Raw genomic sequence first — 19,770 nt, 5'->3', positions numbered from 1 at the left:
GAACCAAAGAAACTACAGAAATTATTGCTGAAGAATTAAATCTACCTTCTGAAAAAATCTTTTTTGACAAAAGAATTAGAGAGATAGATTCTGGAGAATTTAATCTAAAACCGATTGAGGAGTATAGGAAATATTTTTCTTCAACTTTAGAGAAGGTAACCAAAAGGCCGAATGGTGGAGAGAATCTTTCTGATGTCAAAAAAAGAGTTTGTGATTTTCTTTCTGAAATGGAAAGAAGGTATGAAGGCAAAAACATTTTGATTGTTACTCACGAATATCCGATTTGGATGATGGAAGCCGGCGCTTTGGGCTGGAGCGATGGTCAGTCTGTAGCAGAGAAGAATCTTCACGACGACTACGTAAAAACCGGCGGATTTAAGGAGATAAAATATTTACCATTACCGAGAAATGAAAATTTTGAACTCGAACTTCACAGACCTTTTATTGATGAAATAAAATTTCAGTGTAAATGTGGCGGGGAAATGAAAAGGGTACCGGAAGTTTTTGATTGCTGGTTTGAATCCGGTTCAATGCCCTACGCTCAAAACCATTTTCCTTTTGAAAACCTGAAAATTTTCAATCCGCGCCCGGGAATTTTCAATCGGCCAGTCGGTTACCCGGCGGATTTTATTGCTGAAGGGTTGGATCAAACCCGCGGCTGGTTTTATTCAATGCTAGTCTTGGGGACTTTGCTTTTTGGTAAGAGTCCTTATAAAGCTGTTGTAGTAAATGGCACGATTTTGGCTGAAGACGGACAAAAAATGTCCAAGCGGTTGAAAAATTATCCAGATCCGATGGAAATCGTAAAAAAGTATGGGGCTGACGCAATGCGTTTGTATCTTTTAACATCGCCGGTTGTTCGTGGTCAGGATTTGAATTTTTCGGAAAAGGGCGTTCAGGAAGCAATGCAAAAAGTTTTGTTGCGGCTTGGAAATGTTTTGCAATTTTATAAACTTTATGAAAAATCGGGCTTAAAAGTTCAAGGCCGGCCGGATTCTCCGAATGTTTTAGACATTTGGATTTTAGCTCGTTTAGATGAACTTCTTGAAGAAGTCACCCAATCTTTGGAAAGGTATGCGCTTGATCGGGCGACTCGCTCAATAACTGATTTTGTTGATGATCTTTCAACTTGGTATTTGCGGCGCTCGCGAGACAGATTTAAAAATGATGAAAATGAGTCGGATAAAAACACAGCTTTGACGACAACTTATTTTGTTTTGGAGAATTTGTCGGTTATTATTGCGCCGTTTATACCGTTTTTTGCTGAATTAATTTATCAATCATTGAAGGAAAAATATGAGGGTGGGCCTGAAAGTGTTCATCTGAAAGATTGGCCTAAAAATACAGCCCGACATACAAAACTCGAAACAAAAATTTTAGAAGACATGAAAGAAGTTAGGAGAATTGTTTCTTTGGCGCTTGAACAGAGGGCGAAGGCGGGCCTGAAAGTTCGGCAACCCTTAGGGAAACTGGAAGTTAAAAGTTTGAAACTGCAAAATCAGGAAGAGCTAACAAATCTTGTAAAGGATGAGGTAAATGTGAAGGAGATAATTTTTGCTGAGACTCTTTCAGAAGAGGTTTTACTTGATTCTAAAATTACTCCGGAACTTGAAAAAGAAGGTCGATTCCGAGATTTGGTTCGCCAGATTCAGGATCTAAGAAAGAAAAAAAACCTCAAACCGCAAGATCAGGCCGAATTTATTTTTGATTCTAGCTTGAAAAATTCTCTAGGGGGATTGGAAAAGGAAATTTATAAGCAGACTAAGGTGAAAATTGAATTTGGCGAAGGTGGTATTAAATTGGAAGAGTTATAAATGTATCAAAAATATCATACTCCCGGCTTTGTTTTGGCAAATTTTAATTCAGGCGAAGCCAGTAAAATGTACAAAATCTTTACTCGCGATTTGGGCTTGATTTACGCCCGAGCGCAAAGCGCTCGGGCGCCCCACTCGAAACTCAAGCCGGCCTTGACCGATTATTCTGCCGGCAATTTTACCTTTATTAAGGGTAAGAATGGTTGGAAAATTACCGATGCTCTGTCGAATTTAAATCTCTATTTTGCTCTCCAAGCTGACGACAAATTTTATTTTATTGCTCGTTTTTTCACTCTTATTCAAAAACTTTTACCTGAAGATGAGCAGAATCATATTTTTTTTGACTCAATCAAAAACGACATTAATTTTTTACTTCTCAACCCCTTGTCTCCCGAACAATTGAAAAATTTTGAATGCATAGCGATTTTGCGCTCTCTAAATTTTCTGGGGTATCTTGGAGACGGTGGGCCTTGGCAAGTTTTTTTGCAAAAAGAAAATTTGTTACCGGAAGATTTGAAAATTTTTTCTTCGTGGAGGCGTGAAGCAGTGAAGGAAATAAACGCTTCCTTTAAGGCCAGCCAGCTTTTTAGTTAGCTTAGTTTGGTAAAAAAGACAAACAATAATTTTGTAAAAACCGAGCGCTCTATCCTTATATTTATGTTAAAATCTTTTCTGTATGAATGATATTAGGAAGGGTAAAAATCCAAAAGACCAGAACGAGCTAAATGCCATAGATAGACTGGAAAAAGAACTTTATGCTCAAAATCGGCCTTCGATTTTGCGAAAATCTCGCCACTCCTTGGATAGCCAAAAAACTGAAGCTCGGGAAAATTGGCCGGAAATTGAGAAGAAGGCGAAAAAGAAATTTCATTTTTCTCAAAATTTTCTGAGAAGATCGCTGTTTTTTTCAATCTCGTTTTCTATCTTGGCAGTTTCGCTTGCCATGGTAGCGATTTTTTTTGGGTTTAACAGAATCAGCTCTGACAAAGTAATTATTGATGTAAAGGGTTTGTCAGCAATTGAATCCGGGCAGGAGCTTTCCCTTGACGTTTCGGTAGTTAATAAAAATCGGATTCTACTTGAAGATGTGGTTTTAATTCTGGAGTATCCGGACGGGACAAGAGATCCAATGGATTTACAAAAGCCAATTTTGAGACAAGAAGAAATAGTTGGGGTTTTGTCCCCAAAAGACGGCCGCTTTTCAAGAGTGTTTAATTCAGTTTTGTTTGGTCCGGCACAGAGCATCAAGGAAATAAAAATTTTAGTACAATACAAGACTCGCGAAGGGCGAAGTGTTTTTGCTAAGGAGGAAATTTACAAAGTTGAGCTTCGTTCTGCGCCGATTTCTGTTTCTGTTTTAGCGTCGCCTGAAGCAAGATCTGGTCAAGAAATAGAATCAAGAATTTCTATTATTTCTAATTCAACTTCGGTTTTGAAGAACCTGATGCTTATTGCCGAATATCCGCCGGAATTTTCTTTTACCCAGTCTTTGCCAGAACCGTCTTTCGATAACAGAATTTGGGTTATTGGAGATTTAGAGCCAAGGGGTCGGTCAGAAATTGTTTTAAGAGGAATAATCGGTGGGCAAGACGGAGATGAGAAGAATTTTAGATATTTTGTGGGCATTCAGAGTCAGACTGACGAAAGAATAATTGGCACGGAATTGTTGTCACACAGCGAGCCGGTCTTTATAAGACAGCCGGCTTTGGCCCTTAGGATGGACATCGAAGGCACTCAATCGGGTGAATATATTAGCAAGCTTGGTAATACCGTCCGTGGACAGATAAATTGGAGAAACAATTTGCCAGACGATTTGAGTGATGTCTCCATAAACCTGTCTTTTGCCGGTAATGGTTGGGATAGGGCTTCCGTGTCACCAGATCGCCGTGGTTTTTACCGGTCCCAGGAGAATTTAATTATTTGGGATAAAAATACTTTTGCAGATTTTTTGAAGATAAGAAGTGGGCAAAGTGGAACTTTAGATTTTTCTTTTGCGATTAACAAATTTAATGCTCGTGATTTGGAAAATTTAAAAAATTCATCAGTAAAAATGACAGCGACTATAAAAGGGACACGTTTGTTAGAAGGGCGCTCGCCAGAGGAAATAACCATTTCTTCTTTGAGAGATGTTAAGGTTGAGACTGATTTGACTGTCGCTTCACGGGCGGTTTATTCTGTTGGACCGTTTGTAAATTCCGGTCCACTTCCGCCTAAAGCCGAGAGTTCAACGACCTATACTATAATTTGGTCTCTTAGTAATAACATAAATGAGGTTGCCGATATTGAAGTTAGCGCAATTCTGCCAGTTTATGTAGAATGGCTTAATCGAATTAGTCCATCTTCTGCTGATTTGAAATTCGACCCGAACACACGAATTGTAAAATGGAATATAAGCCGAATCCTTTCCGGTCAGGGAATTTCAAATGCGCCACTTGAAGTGGCTTTCCAGGTAAGGTTTTCGCCGAGCTTGGGGCAGGTTAATAATGAATCAAATTTAGTCGGGGAAGTTTTAGCGACTGGACGTGATGTTTTTGTGGGAAGAGAGGTTTCGGATCGTAACCCACCAGCAACCATCAGAATTACAACTGATCCGATTTATTCGTTCCAAATGGGCCGAGTAGTATCGCCCTAAATATCTATGAATCAGAAAGAAGAACTAATGAACAAAATTGTCAGCCTTTGCAAGCGCCGAGGCTTCATTTTCCAAGGTTCTGAAATTTACGGGGGACTGTCGGGAATTTTTGATTACGGACCTTACGGGGTGGAGTTAAGGCATAATATCAAACAATATTTCTGGAAAAAATTTATTTCTGATAGAGAGGATGTATATGGAATGAGCGCGGCTATTTTAATGCCCGCAAGCGTTTGGGATGCTTCTGGTCATACTAGTGAAGCTGGACTGGTTGATCCGCTTGTGGAATGCAAAATTTGTCACGAACGAGTTAGGGCCGATCAGCCCGAAGCGATTGTAGAACACGAAGCGAAACATAAGAAAGAAAAGGTGGAATGGTCCGAACCGAAAGTATTTAATCTCTTAGTAGAAACAAAATTAGGTGCGTCAGAAGAAACATCTAAGAAAGTGTATTTACGCGGGGAAGTAACTCAAGGTGTGCATGTTAACTTTAAAAATATTTTAGATTCTATGCACCCCAAAATACCTTTTGGTATAGGCCAGATTGGCAAAGCTTTTAGAAATGAGATTACTCCTAGAGATTTTCTCTTCCGACAAAGAGAGTTCGAACAGATGGAATTGCAATTTTATATCAAGCCGGAAGAATCTGAAGGGAAGAAGTGGTTTGAATATTGGAAACAATTTGCATGGGAGTGGTATCTTGGCCTCGGGTTTAAAGAGGAGAACCTAAGATTTCGCCAGCACGCGGAAGATGAAAGAGCTCACTATGCAAAAGATGCTTGGGATATTGAATACAATACGCCATTTGCTGGGTGGAAAGAAGCATGGGGAATACATCACCGCGCTGATTGGGATTTGAAGAGGCATAGCGAATATTCCAATGAAGATCTTTCGTATTTTGATGAAGAGTCGAAGAGTAAATTTATTCCGTGGGATATTGAATGTTCCGGTGGTGTTGATAGAGCTGTCTTATTCGTACTACTTGAAGCCTACACCGAAGACGAAATGGGAGGTGAAAAAAGAGTTTACTTAAAGTTAAAGCCGGAAATCGCGCCGGTTAAGGTCGCGGTATTTCCGCTTTTGAAAAATAAGCCGGAGCTTGTAAAGAAGGCGAGAGAGGTTTATGAAATGATTCGCAAAGAAATTTCGATGGTAACTTTCGATGACAACGGCAACATCGGCAAGCGTTACCGTCGGCAGGATGAAATCGGAACGCCTTTTTGCGTAACAATTGATTTTCAGACTCTTGAAGACGAGACTGTTACTGTCCGCGATCGCGATACGGGCGAGCAAAAAAGAACTCAAATAAAAGAGCTAATCCATCTTTTTTCCGATTGATTTTAAATATGAAATTTCAAAAAACCATTCTCAAAAACGGTTTACGGCTAATAACCATTCCGCACAAAGACAATCCGGCGGTCACGGTTTTAATTATGGTTGAAGCCGGTTCAAAATATGAGACCAAAAACATCAGCGGCTTGTCGCATTTTTTGGAGCATATGTGTTTTAAGGGCACAACAAAACGGCCGAAAGCCATTGATTTGAGTCGCGAGCTTGATTCAATCGGCTCTCAATACAACGCTTTTACTTCTCAAGAGTTTACCGGCTACTACGCCAAAGCTCATCCGAAACATTTCAAAAAGCTCGTTGATATTATTTCTGATTTGTATCTCCATCCAACTTTTCCGGTCGGAGAGATGGAAAAAGAAAAAGGTGTGATTGTTGAAGAAATAAATATGTATGAAGATACGCCCCAGCGCCATATCTACGATCTTTTTATGTCGCTTCTTTACGGCGATCAGCCAGCTGGTTGGAATATTGCCGGCACCCGAGAGACGGTCAAAAAAATGAAGCGAGAGGATTTTGTCTCTTATCGCGACAAACATTATTTAGCAAACACTACGACTTTAATTGTCGCCGGTAATTTTAATCGACGGGAGGTTTTGAAAGAAGCGAATAAAGCTTTTGCCAATCTAAAAAGTAAAAGTAGGGAGAAAAAGCTGGCCGTTGTTGAGCGGCAAAATTCTCCGCAAATTTTAATAAAACAAAAAAAGACCGACCAAACACATTTGATTTTAGGTGTTAGAACTTTTTCAATTAAAAGTTCAAAACTGCCGGCGCTCAAAGTTTTGAACGCCGTTTTAGGGCAGGGGATGTCCAGTCGGCTTTTTCAGAAACTGCGCGAAGAAATGGGAGTCGGTTATTATGTCAAATCGTTTACTGATGAATATACCGACCACGGTTACTTGGCGGTTTCAGCCGGCGTGGATAAAAAGCGGATTGAGGAGGTGATTCTCGCGATTCTTGCCGAATTTTGCCGGCTGAAGGATGAAATTGTGCCGGAAGGAGAGTTAAAAAAAGCCAAAGATTATTTGATTGGCAATTTATTTTTAGGGCTTGAAACCTCTGACGCTATGGCCGAATTTTTCGGCTACCAAGAAGTTTTGAAACATTCTTTAGAAACACCGGAGCAAATGGCAAAAGAAATAAAAGCGGTAACTGCTGGTGACATTCAAAAAATTGCCAAAGACATTTTCCAAAACCGAAAACTCAATCTAGCTGTTGTTGGGGAAGTTAAAAACAAAAATACTCTTCTAAAAATCTTGCGAATTTGATTTTGATGCATTTGATATAAATAATTCAATTAATTTAATTTCAAACAATTTAAGACGGCCGTCTTAAATTGTTTGAAAGGAGATTGATTTTGGTGGTAAATGGTCTGGTAAAGAGTTGTGTTGTATGGAGTGTAGCAAGTGTCCTAATGTTGCAAGACTACCCAACCATTTTTTGCTGATTTTTCTAAAAACCACTCACTACTGACTAGCCACCAATTTATGCTATTATTTAAAAATGCTAAATATTTCCACTGGAAGTGTTTTTAAGGTTGTTTTTATATTGATTTTGGTTTGGGCTTTGTTTGTCCTTCGCGATTTAGTTTTAGTAGTTTTGACTGCGGTTCTCATTGCTTCGGCGGTTGAGCCGGCTACTCGCTGGTTTGGCAAACACAAAATACCGAGAGTTATAGCGGTTTTGATTGTCTATCTTTTAGCAGCTTTGATTTTTGCTATTTCTTTTTATTTTCTTCTTGTTCCGCTTTTAAACGAAACAACCGTTTTGCTTAAAGATTTGCCGGAGCATTTAACCGAGCTTGAGGTTTGGAATCCTCTGCAGGACGGCTTTTTGGGTCAGTCGGTGATCAGAGATTTTTCACTCCAAGAATTTGTTACTCAAGCCAATTTAGCTTTGTCCGGCAGTTTTAATTTTCTTAGCGCTGCGTCGGTCTTCTTTGGCGGTATGTTGTCTTTGGTCTTGATTATTGTTCTATCTTTCTATCTTTCAGTTCAGAAAGGTGGAGTGTCACATTTCTTGCGCTTAGTAACGCCTTTAAAATATGAAGCATATATTCTTGACTTGTGGCACCGGTCGGAAGCCAAAATCGGTCTGTGGGTACAGGGTCAGATAGTTCTTGCTGTTATTGTTGGAGTTTTGACTTACCTTGGCCTCTTGCTTTTGGGGGTTCCGAATGCCTTGCTCTTAGCTTTTTTGGCGGCGATTATGGAAATTATTCCGGTCTTTGGGCCGATTATTGCCGCGGTGCCGGCTATCGCCCTCGGTTTTTTGGATGGTGGACTAACGATGGCTTTTATTGTTATCGGCCTTTACGTCATCATTCAGCAGTTTGAAAGTCAGCTGATTTACCCTTTGGTTGTCAAAAAAGTTGTCGGTCTTTCGCCGATTATTGTTATTTTGTCTTTGGTCGTCGGCTTCAAGTTAGCCGGATTTTTAGGGATTTTGATTTCTGTTCCTTTGGCGGCGGTTGCGATGGTTTTTTTGGAGGACATGGATAAAAGAAAACATGCCAAAAAAACGCCGGAAAAAACTTCTTGACTTGTGAACCAGAAAAAAACTTTTTACATTACCACCACCTTGCCTTATGTGAACGCCGAGCCCCATCTCGGGCATGCTTTGGAATTTGTCAGAGCCGATATTATTGCCCGATATAAAAAACTTATGGGTTTTGAAGTTTTTTTTAATACCGGCACCGATGAGCACGGATTAAAAATTTATCGGAAAGCACAAGAACAAGGAAAAGACCCACAAGTTTATGTTGATGAGTATGCTGAAAAGTTTAAAAATTTTGTCCGGCAACTCGGCATGCTTCCTGATTTAAATTTTATTCGGACGACTGATCCGGAGCATATTGTCGCGGCTCAAGAATTTTGGCGTGTTTGCCAGAAAAACGGCGATATTTATAAAAAAAATTACAGCGTTAAATATTGTGTTGGTTGTGAGCTGGAAAAGACTGAATCAGAATTGGTTGATGGAAAATGTCCGGATCATCCGAATTTAAGTATTGAGATTCTTGAAGAAGAAAACTATTTTTTCCGTTTTTCTAAATATCAAAAACCGCTTTTGGAATTTTATGAAAAAAATCCGGATTTTGTGGTGCCAAATTTCCGTTTTAATGAAATTAAAAGATTCGTTGAAAGGGGATTGGAAGATTTCAGTATTTCGCGCCTTAAAGAAAAAATGCCGTGGGGTGTAGAGGTGCCGGACGATTCGGAACATGTAATGTATGTTTGGTTTGACGCGTTGGTAAACTACATTTCAGCGATCGGCTGGTCTGAAGATGAAGAAAATTTTAAGAAATGGTGGCCGGTAACTCAATATGCCGGCAAAGACAATCTCCGTCAGCAGTCGGCAATGTGGCAAGCAATGCTTATGTCAGCCGGAATTCAGACGTCCGAGCAAATTATTATCAATGGCTTTATTTTGGGCGAAGGCGGAGTAAAAATGAGCAAAAGTTTAGGGAATACGGTTGACCCGATTGAAATTATTGAAGAGTACGGCACAGATGCCTTGCGTTTTTATTTGGCGCGGCACGTAAACTCTTTTGAAGATAGCGAATTTACTCTTGAAAAATTCAAGACCGCTTATAATGCTGACCTAGCAAATGGACTAGGAAATTTGGTTTCTAGGATTATGAAAATGGCTGTAGATAATGATGTTTTAACCTCATTATATAAACAAAATTATCCTCAACATATGATTGACGTATTCAACAGGTTTGAAATAGGTGAAGCGATGAATTTTATATTTTCCAAGATTCAAAAACTTGATAGAAAGATTCAAAAGGAGCAGCCATTTAAAGTTGTTAAATCTAATCCAGAAATTGGTAACCATATTATTCAAGAACTTGTATCAGAACTGTATATTATAGGATTCTACCTCCAACCATTTATACCCAAAACAGCTGAAAAGATTATGGATTTAATAAAGCAAAACAAAATGCCCAAAAATTCGCTATTTCCCAGAAAAGATTAATTCATGAATCCTAAACCTACCCAATACATTGACATCCACGCCCACGTAAATTTTGCCGCTTATGATGAAGATCGGGAAGCAGTTATAGAGCGCGCTTTGGAGGCGGGCGTATGGATGATAAATGTTGGCACGCAGAAAGATACCTCCAAATCTGCGGTTGAATTGGTGGAAAAATATGAAAAAGGTGTTTATGCAATTGTCGGTATTCATCCGATTCATACAGATAAATCTTTCCATGATGAAAAAGAACTCGGAAGTAGCGGAAAGGAACTTGCCCCGAGCGAAGTCGAGGGGTTTGTTTCGCGTGGCGAAGTTTTAGACGAAAATTATTATCGCGAACTTTTAAAGCATCCAAAAGTTTTAGGAATAGGGGAATGCGGGTTGGATTATTATCGCTGCACCCCGGAATCAGAAAAGAAACAGCGCGAATCTTTTTCAGCCCAAATTGCCCTAGCTAATGAATTCAAGAAACCTTTGATGCTCCATGTTCGAAACCCTTCAACAGGTTCGACAAACTCACTGCAGGCAAGTTCAGGGCAAGCTGGTTCCGGAAAATCCGCTTACCGCGACGCTCTGGAAATATTGAAATCAGAAGCGAAAGTTTCCGGCAATTTCCATTTTTTTGCCGGTTCTTGGGAAGAGGCCAAAGAAATTTTAGATGCCGGCTTTTTTCTTTCGTTTACCGGAGTTATAACTTTCGCCCGGCAATACGATGAGATTATAAAAAATACGCCACTCGATAGAATTATGACCGAAACAGATTGTCCGTATGTTTCTCCGGAACCGTTTCGGGGTAAAAGAAATGAGCCGATGCATGTCAGGGAAGTCGTCAAAAAGATATCTGAAATAAAGGGGGAAGATTTTGAAAAAGTCCGAGAAACCCTACTCCAAAATGCTTTAAAATTTTTTGCCGTGACAGCATAGCTTTTATGTGATTAGATTAAAATAGATTTAGCGAGGTATTCTCGCAACTGTTCCGGCAGAATCCGGAAACGCCTGTTGGTAGCGGGCGGGTTCTTTACAGGAGAAAGCCATGAGTAGTGGCAAAGTTGACGTCTGGAAACGGATCTTCGATCTTTGGGCGTCTATCGCCAAGATGGTCCAGAATGGCAAGCGTTCGCCGGAGTGGCTTGCAAGCAGATTGCAAGCCATGGTGGATGAATCACGGGGGAATTTCGAACTCCATCTTCATCCGGCACAGGAGAGGGGAGGAGGCAGCGGACTCATGCTCGATGAGTACTACAAAGATCCGAAATTCAGGGGCCGCCACTATTACCTCGAACATCCGGTTGTCCAGGGTTGGCTCAAGGATCCCGAGACATACCCGGAAGAGTTCAAGGGTAAGACAGTCTGCCTGTGGGGATCTCGACAGGGGTTCGGCGACGACCGCAAGGTCGCGTGCCTCATCTGGCTTGGCAACCGTGTGAGCGACCTCTGGTACTGCCGCCTCGGCCACAACTTTGACCAGAGCAACCCCGCTCTCCTCGCCTCAAAGCAGAGCAAAGCTCGGCTGGAGCAGGAAATTCCTTGAGTTCATTGAATTCATTGAGCTCATTCTTCAGCAAACTGGTCACACTGGCCCCTTGGTGGTTCTCACCTCGGGGCCTTTTTCTTTAATCCCCACTTACATTTTTTTGAATTTCTCTGTATCTACTATCAAAAAATGCTTGACATTAAAATCATACTATGCTAGCATGGTAACAGACCACGTGGGCACCTGTTTTTACGGGCGCGACAATTCAGCACAGGGGTCTGACCTCGTTCAGACTAGGTAGGTGCACCGAAATGTATCCTGACGGATGGAAAGACATCTAATCTCGCTAGTTGGCGCTAGAGCCAAGGTGAGATGACGATCGCAGCGTGAGCTGTGGTCTTTTTTTAACCTATTGGCTATACCCTAAACCCTAAACCCTAATCCGGGTTGAAAACCTAAAGCATTTATGTTAACCTATTTGCCTATGCAAGAAACAGAAGTAAAAGATCAAAAAGAGGACCAAGAAGAAACCGAAACCCAAGACGCAAGGGTTTACGAAGCTAGTTTTCTTTTGTCGCCATCTATCGCCGAAGAAAAATTGCCGGAAGAGGTTTCGGCGCTGAAAACAGCCATCGAAGAATTTGGTGGTATTTTTATTTCCGAAGATTTTCCCAGATTGCGACCACTTTCTTATGAAATGGTCAAAAAAATTGACAATAAAAACCAAAAATACAGTCAGGCCTACTTTGGTTGGGTAAAATTTGAAATTGAACCGTCGAAGATGTTGGCGATCAAAAACTCTTTCCAAAATAATTTAAACGTTATTAGATTTCTCCTGATCGAGACTGTCAAAGAAAATACTTTGTATTCTCACAAGTTAGCAGTCAGAAAGGACAGGGAGGCGAAAAGCGCAAGACAAGCGGAAGAAGCGGCACTGGGTCCGGTTTCCGAAGAAGAGATTGATAAAAGTATAGAAAAGTTGGTGGTCAGTGAATAATTCAGCTGATAGGGTTGCAGAATTTTTATAATTTGAGATTATAAAAACAGCGATAATTTATAAAATGTATTTAAATAAAGCTTTAATCATAGGCAACTTAACAAGAGATCCGGAACTTAAATCTCTGCCTTCCGGTACCGCAGTCTGCACTCTCGGCGTTGCTACCAATCGAGTTTGGAAGGACAAAGATGGTCAGAAACAGGAGAACACGGAATTTCATAATGTCGTAGTTTTTGGACGTCAAGCTGAAACCTCGGCTCAATATTTGAAGAAAGGTCAAAATGTTTTGGTTGAAGGTAGAATTCAGACTAGAAGCTGGGACGGCCAAGACGGCCAAAAAAGATACAGGACTGAAATTGTTGCCGACCGGGTGCAATTTGGTGCCAAGTCTGGAGGTGGCTTTACGTCTCCAAATTCACAGGACGATTCTTCTTCTCCTAACTCTGGCGACAAAAAACAAAGCACCAAGGATGACGGAGAGATTGCATATCCGGAAGAGGAAGTGAATCCAGATGATATACCATTCTAGTCAGTAGAAGGTAGTGAGTAGTCTGTAGATTTAAGGCAACAACAAAAATGGGTTACGAGAATCTTGTAGTTTGGCAGAAGTCTATGGAATTGGTAGTAGAGATCTACCAGATAACAAATAAATTTCCTAAATCAGAGTTATATGGTCTCACTTCTCAAATGAGAAGAGCCGCTGTATCTATTCCTTCTAATATTGCTGAAGGCAGTAGGCGTGGGGGTAAAAATGAAGTTAAAAGATTTTTTCTTATATCATTCGGCTCTGGCGCTGAATTGGAAACACAAGTAAAAATAGCTAAAAGACTTGAATTTATTAAAGAATCTGATTGTGTAAAAATAGACAACTTACTTGAGGAAGTTATGAAAATGTTGAATAAAATAGTGAACAGTTGACTTACTACTGACTACTGACTATAATCTACCAACTAATAAAATTTATGACCCAATGTTTTTTCACCCAAAATAATATCCAACACATAGATTATAAGGATGTAGAAATTCTAAGGAAATTTCTCAATCCTCATGGCCGTATAATAGCTAGAAAAAGGACTGGGGTTTCAGCTAAGAATCAGCGAAAACTTGCTATGGCCGTAAAACGCGCTCGTTTTATGGGTCTTTTACCCTACGTACAGAAATAGGGTTTAGGGTATAGCCACTAGCCAATAGAGGATGCTACTACTTGCGCTAATCTCCCTATGATTTCTGGAGGTTAATTTCTACACCCTATTGGCTAAACTCTAGACCCTAACTTACTCTCTCCACATATTCTCCGGTATCGGTGTTGATTCTTAAAATATCGCCCTCTTTGATGAAAAGCGGCACCTGAACTATCGCCCCGGTCTCCAAAACAGCTTCTTTAGTTGCGCCTTGGGCGGTATTACCTTTGACTGCAGGATGAGACTCTTTCACTGCCAATTCAACTTTTATCGGCACCTTGATGCCTATAATTTTTTCATTAAACACGAGCGCTTCGGCCAAAGAATTTTCTTTCATAAATTTGCCCTGTGGCCCAATCATTTCTTCTCCAAAAAAGAATCTGTCGCGCGGACTGTCTGGGTCGCAAAACCAGTATTGACCCTTGTTTAAATATAGAAATTTTATTTCTTTTTTCTGAAGATCAGCTTCCTCGGCTTTTTCGGAAACATGAAAAGACCGTTCGGTAACTTTGCCAGTTATTAAATTTTTTAATTTAGTAGCGTTGACCGGCTTTCTTTGCTGTTTTCGGAAAACGTGCGAACTTAAAACTTCATACGGCTCGCCGTCTAGCTCTATAAATTTTTTCTCCGTGATTTCGTTGTATTGCAACATAATAGACAATAAGTTATTACAAAAGTCGCTTAATTTCAAGTCTCCACCTTTTCTTTTCTAAACTTGCCAAAAAACGCGCCAGCAGACGAACCAATAACAAACCAAAAAATTGAAATTGTAAGAAAGATGTTTTTCCCGAAAAACTTTATTAGTTCAGCGTTTAGAAAATAATCGAGTCCTGCTAAGGGGAAGAAAATAATTGGCAAGAAGGTGTCGGCGAAACACCAATCGTCTAGACAAATTGCTTTGATGAAAATAACAACCCAAACAGTCAAGACGCCCAGAAAACCGCCCTTAAGCCAGTTAGGAACATGCATTTACTTATCTTTTAACTGCTCTTTTATTTTTTTCAGAATATCGCTTGTAATTTTTGGTTCTGATTTTAGAAATTGTCGGGCGGCGTCATAGCCACGTCCGAGCTTAATTTCCTCACTCTTACCCTCCGGACGATAAGTGTAAGATCCACCGCTTGATTTTTCAATAATCTTCAATTTTTCGCCAAGCGCCATAATTTCTCCTTCTCTAGAAATTCCTTCGTTATACATCAAGTCAAATTCGGTTTGCTTGAAAGGCGCAGCCACTTTATTTTTTACAACTTTTGCTCGGATGCGAGAACCCATAATTTCTTCCCCTTTTTTAATTTGGGCTATACGTCGGATATCAATTCTGACCGATGTATAAAATTTAAGAGCTTTACCACCCGGAGTTGTTTCTGGATTGCCAAACATCACCCCGATTTGCATTCTAATCTGATTTATAAAGATGACAATTGTCTTGCTTTTGGCTACGATAGCTGTCAATTTTCTTAAAGCTTGGCTCATCAGGCGGGCTTGTTTGCCGACGTGATGTGCGCCCATTTCGCCTTCTATCTCATCTTTTGGAGTTAGAGCGGCGACAGAATCTACAACTATAACGTCTAGTTTTCCAGAACGCACCAAAGATTCTACAATTTCAAGAGCTTGTTCTCCGGTGTCTGGTTGAGAAATAAGGAGTTCGTCTATTTTTACACCCAAGCGTTTTGAATATTCTGGGTCCATAGCGTGTTCTGCGTCAATAAAGGCACAAACCCCGCCTTTTTTCTGGGCCTCGGCGATTACATGCAGGGAAAGGGTGGTTTTTCCAGAAGACTCTGGACCATATATTTCTATAATTCTGCCTCTTGGCATACCGCCGACTCCGAGCGCGGCGTCCAATCCTATAGATCCAGTCGGGATTGCGTCCACATTCACTTTAGGTTTTTCACCGAGTTTCATTATTGCCTCTTCTCCAAAACGGGACTTTATGTCGCGCAAAGTTTCGTCTATATTTTTCCCAGAGACCCTTTCTTCTTTTTTTGCTTTTTTCATGATAGAAATACTTATTAGACAAAACAAAGTGAGTTTTAGAATTTTATCTGCAGTCCAAGTTTTTGCTTCGCAAAAACTTGGACTGCCCTAGAAAAACATATTCACTCGCTTTGTTCGTTTATTATTTTTCTAAATTATACACCAATTTAAGAACTTTTATCCTTTCTCTCCCCAATCGGTCTTTGGCTGAAATCTTTATTGCATTATATCCTGGCGCTAGAATAAATTTTTCAAGAAAAACACCTTTTTCATCTATAAAAATCGGCGAATCATTAAGACTTAAAAAAGAAATATTTCTTGCTCTCCCGTGGATTTTTACCAAGCTTTCTTCAAAGCCACCCCCGTCACTTGGTTCGTAAATTTCTAAAATTGGACCGCTGATTATACCCCGAGCTTCAAACAGGGAGTAACCGACTATGACTAAAGCAAAAAACGCTACCAAAGCTATTTTTAGGACTGACTTGAAATCAGGGTTTTTCATCGGTTTTCTGCCCCGTATTCTTCGGGTGAATTTTCAACCCCAACTTCGTCATTTGTTATAACTTCTCTTGGTTTGGCACCCTCGCCGGCGCCGACCACCCCTCTTTCCTCAAGCATGTCTATGAGTCTTGCGGCTCTGGCGTAACCTATTCTAAGACGCCTTTGAAGATAAGAGGTTGAGGCCTTACCAGCTTTAACAACCAACTCTCGGGCCTCTTCGTATAAATCATCATCCACGTCCGAATCAGAATTACTAAGCTCTATGGCGTTTTGAGCTGTTTCGAGGTTAATATCTACAGTTGAGTCGTCGCTTGGGTTGTTTTCGTAAATAAATTTAACCACATCTTTGACTTCGGCTTCTGAAATATAGGCCGTTTGGATTCTTAGAGGTTTTGACATATCACTTGAAAGATAAAGCATGTCTCCGGCCCCGAGTAGTTTTTCGGCTCCAGTCATGTCAAGAATGGTTCGTGAATCAATCTGACTTGCGACCTGTAGAGCAATTCTTGTTGGGATGTTAGCTTTTATCAGCCCAGTGATGACATTGACCGATGGTCTTTGAGTTGAGAGTACAAGATGTATACCAACCGCTCTTGACATCTGAGCTAGTCGAACCACTGCGGCCTCCATTTCTCTCGGAAAACTTGTCATAATATCAGCTAACTCATCAATAAAGATTACTATATATGGCATGGCTTCCGGCATTTCAGCTTCGTCTCTACTGCCACCTTTCTTACTTTTCAAAACCGGTTCAAGAATGTTTTTGTGGTAGGAGCCGATATCTCGCACTTTCTCTGCCTCCAATATGTCATATCGGCGATCCATTTCTTTGGCTGCCCACTTCAGCGCTAAAATGGCTTTTTTAGGGTCGGTCAAAACCGGCGTTAAGAGATGTGGAATTTTATTATAGAGAGTTAATTCTACTCTTTTTGGGTCAATTAGTATGAGTTTAAGGTTTTCTGGAGAGTTTCTGTAGAGAAGGGAAGTGATAAGAGAATGAACCATAACACTTTTACCACTTCCGGTTGCTCCGGCGATCAGAAGGTGAGGCATTCTAGCGATATCATCAAAATGGGCTTTGCCTGATATTGCTTTACCCAAAGCGATAAACATTGGTTTGGGTGAATTTTGAAACTCATTTTCGGCCAAAATACTTCCCAAGCCAACCGTTGTTTTTATACTATTGGGTATTTCAATTCCGACCAATGATTTTCCGGGTATCGGCGCTTCAATTCTTAGCGGGTGGGCGGCTAAAGCTAGAGCCAAATCGTTTTGTAAACCAACGATTCTTGAAAGTTTTACGCCCTCTGCCGGCTTTAGAGCGTATCTAGTTACAGTCGGGCCAATTGTAATTTCATCCATCTCTACGTTTATGCCGAAATTTTGCAAGGTTCTTTTTATGATGTTGGCGTTGGCTTTGATGTCGCCAACACCCGGCTTGCCCGAATCTCTGGAAAGTAAATCAAGTGGGGGAGCTTTGTAAGCCACACCACTTATTTTGCTTAAGTTTATCGGTAAATTTTCGTTTTTATTTTTAGTATCCTTTTTTGCCTGCTCCTTTTTTTGAATTTGCTCTCCTGATTCTTTCGCTTCTTTGGTTTCCATATCTTCATCAAGGTCTTCATCAGAGCCATCGTTTATCTTTATATTTTCAACTTCATTTTCCACCGCGCCTATATTTGGGGAATTTTCTTTTGCTCCAAACCCAAACAAGCGCCTTGTTTTCAAAATAAATTGCCAGACGGCTGTCAATCTTAATCTTGTGTCAAAAATTATTATCAGAGAGATTATTGTCAGAGAAAGCAAGATAACCACCGCTACTATCGAATCAAAAAGTTTTAAAGTTGGAGCCGCTATTAACGCTCCGATCTGCCCGCCTTTATCGGTAAAAATCAACTCTAAAACTCCCATTCCGGAGAGAAGGAACAAAATCCCACCAATAATTTGTGGCCACGCCATCCTCCTTTGAACTGAAAACAAGAAAGCCGACCCAAGAATAATTAGAATTGTTGGCAAAATGAAATACCCCCAGCCCAAAAGAGGTTTTAATATTTTGATTGCGACTTCTCCGACTATTCCGGCTTTCTCAAAAAACGCCACTGCCAGAAAGAAAGCTAGAACAAAAAAAACTACTGCCAAAATGCTTTGAAAAGTTTCAGATTGCGTAAAAGAAAAACTTTCCGATGTTGTTTTTTTATTTTTCTTTTTCTTGCGTCCCATTTGAATTATTTTTCTTACTTGATTAAACAATGATAGCATAATTTTAATTTGCCTTGCGGTTGAAATCTTGGTTTTCCAATCACTCTCCAAAATTTCCTGACATTATTCTTCCCGTAATAAAATCCACACATTGTATCGCCGGGTCATTGATATTTCTGTCTTTTACGGATATACTGTCCTTTAAGGTTTCCCACACTTTTATAAAAGACAAAATCTGGTGGATTAATAAAGGACACTATATGAACGATAAAAGACAAATACAATTTAGCCCTAATAACGACCTTCAAAATGCTGATTTAAAGGGCTTATATGTGAAGGACGTAGTTTCGTTTATAAAAGACAATAATTTTTCTTATTTTTATAAAAAGACAGAAAGATTGGTTTCGGCGGTTTATCTTTTGACAAGTCTTTTTGATGACAGAGAACCGATTAAAGACATTTTGAGAAAGAATTCTCTTGAGCTTCTTGATTTGTCTTTAGTTTCAAAATTTACAATTGCCAAAGTTGGCAAAAAAAGCTGGTTGGATCAGTGGGAGAATCAGCTTTTGAAAGTTGATTCTTTCCTTGAAACTTCTTTTTTTGCTGGTCTTATTTCACAAATGAATCTTGATATATTAAAAAAAGAGATTGAGAAGATGGCCGGATTAGCTAACTCCTATTTAGAGCGTTGTGATTTGGGGGGTAAAAACGGTTTATCAAACGACTTCTTTTTCGTCCAGAATCATGGGCTTATAGGACAATTTGAAAAAGACAATGTGGGTCAGACTGATGAGAGAAATAAATTAAATTACGATAAAGGACATAATGGCGCGTCAAATCAAGAAATCAAGATTAATCACGTAGGACAAGGTAAAGACAAGGATGAAAAATTTGGCAAAGAGCGAAAAAATAAAAGGCAGATAAAGATTTTAGATATTATAAAAGACAAAAAATCGGCTTCTATAAAAGACATTTCTGATAATATAAAAGACTGCAGTGAAAAAACCATTCAGAGGGAGCTAATCTTCATGGTAAAAAGTGGAATTCTCAAGAAAGAGGGGGAGCGAAGATGGAGTCGGTATTCATTAAATCTTTAAAATAGGGGACAGCCAAATAGGGGACAGCCAATAGGGTATAGGTAAATTGGGTTGGAGCGGTCTAGAAGATCAGCGTTTAGTTTTGTATTTCCCCATACCCTAAACCCCAACCCCCATACCCCAAACCCTAATTTTAGAGTTATCCACAACCATATCGTTGGTTCCGGCTGTCTTTTTATGTAAAATTGACTTGTCGGGAGAGGTATATCAAGCACGTTGCTTTTAGGTTGTTTTGTGGTATACTGTTCCGAATACAGATAAGCTTGTAATGGCTAGAAATCCTGTAAGCAAGGCAGTAGATTATCGTCTTAGAATAGCTGCCCGGTCTGTAGAGTTTCTGCCAGATTCTGACAATTCGGGTACTTTGAAAATTAAATATTCGTTTGCGAGATTAAAATATCTTTTTCAGAGATTTCGGGATTGTCCTTAATGTGGTTGTCTTGTTGAAATTCAGTCTAAAATTTATCAACTAAATTTTCGGTCCACTTTAGTCGAGGAGATCGAAAAGTTGGTTAAAAATTTATCAGCAAATTTCCAGCACCAACTTTGTATTTGAGAGCCCGAATACAAAGT

At 39.9% G+C, this 19,770-nt stretch carries 19 protein-coding genes; 14 read left to right on the top strand and 5 right to left on the bottom strand.

Translation table 11 applies throughout. The features are described 5' to 3' along the window. Positions 1-20: 20 nt before the first annotated feature. From QY304_02430 to rpsR, 13 genes are all read left to right on the top strand, one after another. Positions 21-1,814, top strand: coding sequence for a class I tRNA ligase family protein (locus tag QY304_02430; protein ID WKZ26820.1), 1,794 nt, complete (start codon positions 21-23; stop codon positions 1,812-1,814). Then, positions 1,815-2,408, top strand: coding sequence for a recombination protein O N-terminal domain-containing protein (locus tag QY304_02425; GenBank protein WKZ26233.1), 594 nt, complete (start codon positions 1,815-1,817; stop codon positions 2,406-2,408). It abuts the gene before it with no gap. A gap of 82 nt (positions 2,409-2,490) precedes the next feature. Continuing rightward, entirely contained in the window at positions 2,491-4,446 is a 1,956-nt protein-coding gene (locus QY304_02420) for a hypothetical protein (GenBank protein ID WKZ26232.1), read from the top strand. A 6-nt stretch (positions 4,447-4,452) separates the two neighbouring features. After that, positions 4,453-5,784 (top strand): glycine--tRNA ligase, encoded by a 1,332-nt coding sequence (locus QY304_02415; GenBank protein WKZ26231.1) that lies wholly within the window; start codon positions 4,453-4,455, stop codon positions 5,782-5,784. Between the two features lie 8 nt (positions 5,785-5,792). Further along, positions 5,793-7,061, top strand: coding sequence for a pitrilysin family protein (locus QY304_02410; protein WKZ26230.1), 1,269 nt, complete (start codon positions 5,793-5,795; stop codon positions 7,059-7,061). Positions 7,062-7,296: 235 nt separating this feature from the next. After that, complete coding sequence (locus QY304_02405) at positions 7,297-8,334, top strand: AI-2E family transporter (protein WKZ26229.1); 1,038 nt, start codon at positions 7,297-7,299, stop codon at positions 8,332-8,334. A 3-nt stretch (positions 8,335-8,337) separates the two neighbouring features. After that, entirely contained in the window at positions 8,338-9,771 is a 1,434-nt protein-coding gene (gene metG, locus QY304_02400; GenBank protein ID WKZ26228.1) for a methionine--tRNA ligase, read from the top strand. A gap of 3 nt (positions 9,772-9,774) precedes the next feature. Beyond that, positions 9,775-10,695, top strand: a complete 921-nt coding sequence (locus QY304_02395) for a TatD family hydrolase (GenBank protein WKZ26227.1) — start codon at positions 9,775-9,777, stop codon at positions 10,693-10,695. A gap of 109 nt (positions 10,696-10,804) precedes the next feature. Beyond that, a complete protein-coding gene (locus tag QY304_02390; GenBank protein ID WKZ26226.1) occupies positions 10,805-11,302 on the top strand; it encodes a hypothetical protein in 498 nt (165 codons plus the stop codon). 427 nt (positions 11,303-11,729) lie between these two features. Beyond that, positions 11,730-12,242: a 30S ribosomal protein S6 gene (locus QY304_02385; protein ID WKZ26225.1), complete on the top strand. Its 513-nt coding sequence runs from the start codon at positions 11,730-11,732 to the stop codon at positions 12,240-12,242. A 64-nt stretch (positions 12,243-12,306) separates the two neighbouring features. After that, on the top strand, positions 12,307-12,771 hold the full coding sequence (locus tag QY304_02380; GenBank protein ID WKZ26224.1) for a single-stranded DNA-binding protein: 465 nt from the start codon (positions 12,307-12,309) through the stop codon (positions 12,769-12,771). A 47-nt stretch (positions 12,772-12,818) separates the two neighbouring features. Then, positions 12,819-13,160: a four helix bundle protein gene (locus QY304_02375; protein WKZ26223.1), complete on the top strand. Its 342-nt coding sequence runs from the start codon at positions 12,819-12,821 to the stop codon at positions 13,158-13,160. Between the two features lie 44 nt (positions 13,161-13,204). Further along, positions 13,205-13,405, top strand: a complete 201-nt coding sequence (gene rpsR, locus QY304_02370; protein ID WKZ26222.1) for a 30S ribosomal protein S18 — start codon at positions 13,205-13,207, stop codon at positions 13,403-13,405. A gap of 106 nt (positions 13,406-13,511) precedes the next feature. Here the strand turns inward: rpsR and QY304_02365 are convergent, their stop codons facing one another. From QY304_02365 to QY304_02345, 5 genes are all read right to left on the bottom strand, one after another. Further along, the gene (locus QY304_02365; protein WKZ26221.1) at positions 13,512-14,075 is read right to left on the bottom strand and encodes an elongation factor P; all 564 of its coding nucleotides are present in this window, start codon (positions 14,073-14,075) and stop codon (positions 13,512-13,514) included. Between the two features lie 35 nt (positions 14,076-14,110). Beyond that, positions 14,111-14,392 carry a hypothetical protein gene (locus QY304_02360; protein ID WKZ26220.1) on the bottom strand — a complete coding sequence of 94 codons (282 nt, stop codon included), beginning with the start codon at positions 14,390-14,392 and terminating at the stop codon, positions 14,111-14,113. Beyond that, entirely contained in the window at positions 14,393-15,421 is a 1,029-nt protein-coding gene (gene recA / locus QY304_02355; protein WKZ26219.1) for a recombinase RecA, read from the bottom strand. 121 nt (positions 15,422-15,542) lie between these two features. After that, entirely contained in the window at positions 15,543-15,902 is a 360-nt protein-coding gene (locus tag QY304_02350) for a hypothetical protein (protein ID WKZ26218.1), read from the bottom strand. Then, positions 15,899-18,121 carry a DNA translocase FtsK gene (locus QY304_02345; GenBank protein ID WKZ26217.1) on the bottom strand — a complete coding sequence of 741 codons (2,223 nt, stop codon included), beginning with the start codon at positions 18,119-18,121 and terminating at the stop codon, positions 15,899-15,901. The genes QY304_02350 and QY304_02345 overlap by 4 nt, the downstream gene beginning before the upstream one ends. Before the next feature lie 239 nt (positions 18,122-18,360). Between QY304_02345 and QY304_02340 the strand changes: the two genes are divergently transcribed. Continuing rightward, complete coding sequence (locus tag QY304_02340; protein WKZ26216.1) at positions 18,361-19,197, top strand: hypothetical protein; 837 nt, start codon at positions 18,361-18,363, stop codon at positions 19,195-19,197. Positions 19,198-19,770 lie beyond the last annotated feature (573 nt).

The sequence above is a fragment of the Candidatus Paceibacterota bacterium genome (assembly GCA_030583745.1).
GTDB lineage: Bacteria > Patescibacteriota > Minisyncoccia > Phycocordibacterales > BOKC01 > BOKC01.
This window is presented reverse-complemented; position numbering and strand designations above follow the sequence as displayed.

Coding starts and splice junctions, on each gene's coding strand:
- QY304_02405 (WKZ26229.1), top strand. CDS start 7,297: ATGCTAAATATTTCCACTGGAAGTGTTTTTAAGGTTGTTTTTATATTG.
- QY304_02340 (WKZ26216.1), top strand. CDS start 18,361: ATGAACGATAAAAGACAAATACAATTTAGCCCTAATAACGACCTTCAA.
- QY304_02410 (WKZ26230.1), top strand. CDS start 5,793: ATGAAATTTCAAAAAACCATTCTCAAAAACGGTTTACGGCTAATAACC.
- QY304_02390 (WKZ26226.1), top strand. CDS start 10,805: ATGAGTAGTGGCAAAGTTGACGTCTGGAAACGGATCTTCGATCTTTGG.
- QY304_02380 (WKZ26224.1), top strand. CDS start 12,307: ATGTATTTAAATAAAGCTTTAATCATAGGCAACTTAACAAGAGATCCG.
- QY304_02385 (WKZ26225.1), top strand. CDS start 11,730: ATGCAAGAAACAGAAGTAAAAGATCAAAAAGAGGACCAAGAAGAAACC.
- QY304_02345 (WKZ26217.1), bottom strand. CDS start 18,121: ATGGGACGCAAGAAAAAGAAAAATAAAAAAACAACATCGGAAAGTTTT.
- QY304_02395 (WKZ26227.1), top strand. CDS start 9,775: ATGAATCCTAAACCTACCCAATACATTGACATCCACGCCCACGTAAAT.
- recA (WKZ26219.1), bottom strand. CDS start 15,421: ATGAAAAAAGCAAAAAAAGAAGAAAGGGTCTCTGGGAAAAATATAGAC.
- QY304_02375 (WKZ26223.1), top strand. CDS start 12,819: ATGGGTTACGAGAATCTTGTAGTTTGGCAGAAGTCTATGGAATTGGTA.
- QY304_02420 (WKZ26232.1), top strand. CDS start 2,491: ATGAATGATATTAGGAAGGGTAAAAATCCAAAAGACCAGAACGAGCTA.
- QY304_02425 (WKZ26233.1), top strand. CDS start 1,815: ATGTATCAAAAATATCATACTCCCGGCTTTGTTTTGGCAAATTTTAAT.
- rpsR (WKZ26222.1), top strand. CDS start 13,205: ATGACCCAATGTTTTTTCACCCAAAATAATATCCAACACATAGATTAT.
- QY304_02350 (WKZ26218.1), bottom strand. CDS start 15,902: ATGAAAAACCCTGATTTCAAGTCAGTCCTAAAAATAGCTTTGGTAGCG.
- QY304_02415 (WKZ26231.1), top strand. CDS start 4,453: ATGAATCAGAAAGAAGAACTAATGAACAAAATTGTCAGCCTTTGCAAG.
- QY304_02360 (WKZ26220.1), bottom strand. CDS start 14,392: ATGCATGTTCCTAACTGGCTTAAGGGCGGTTTTCTGGGCGTCTTGACT.
- QY304_02365 (WKZ26221.1), bottom strand. CDS start 14,075: ATGTTGCAATACAACGAAATCACGGAGAAAAAATTTATAGAGCTAGAC.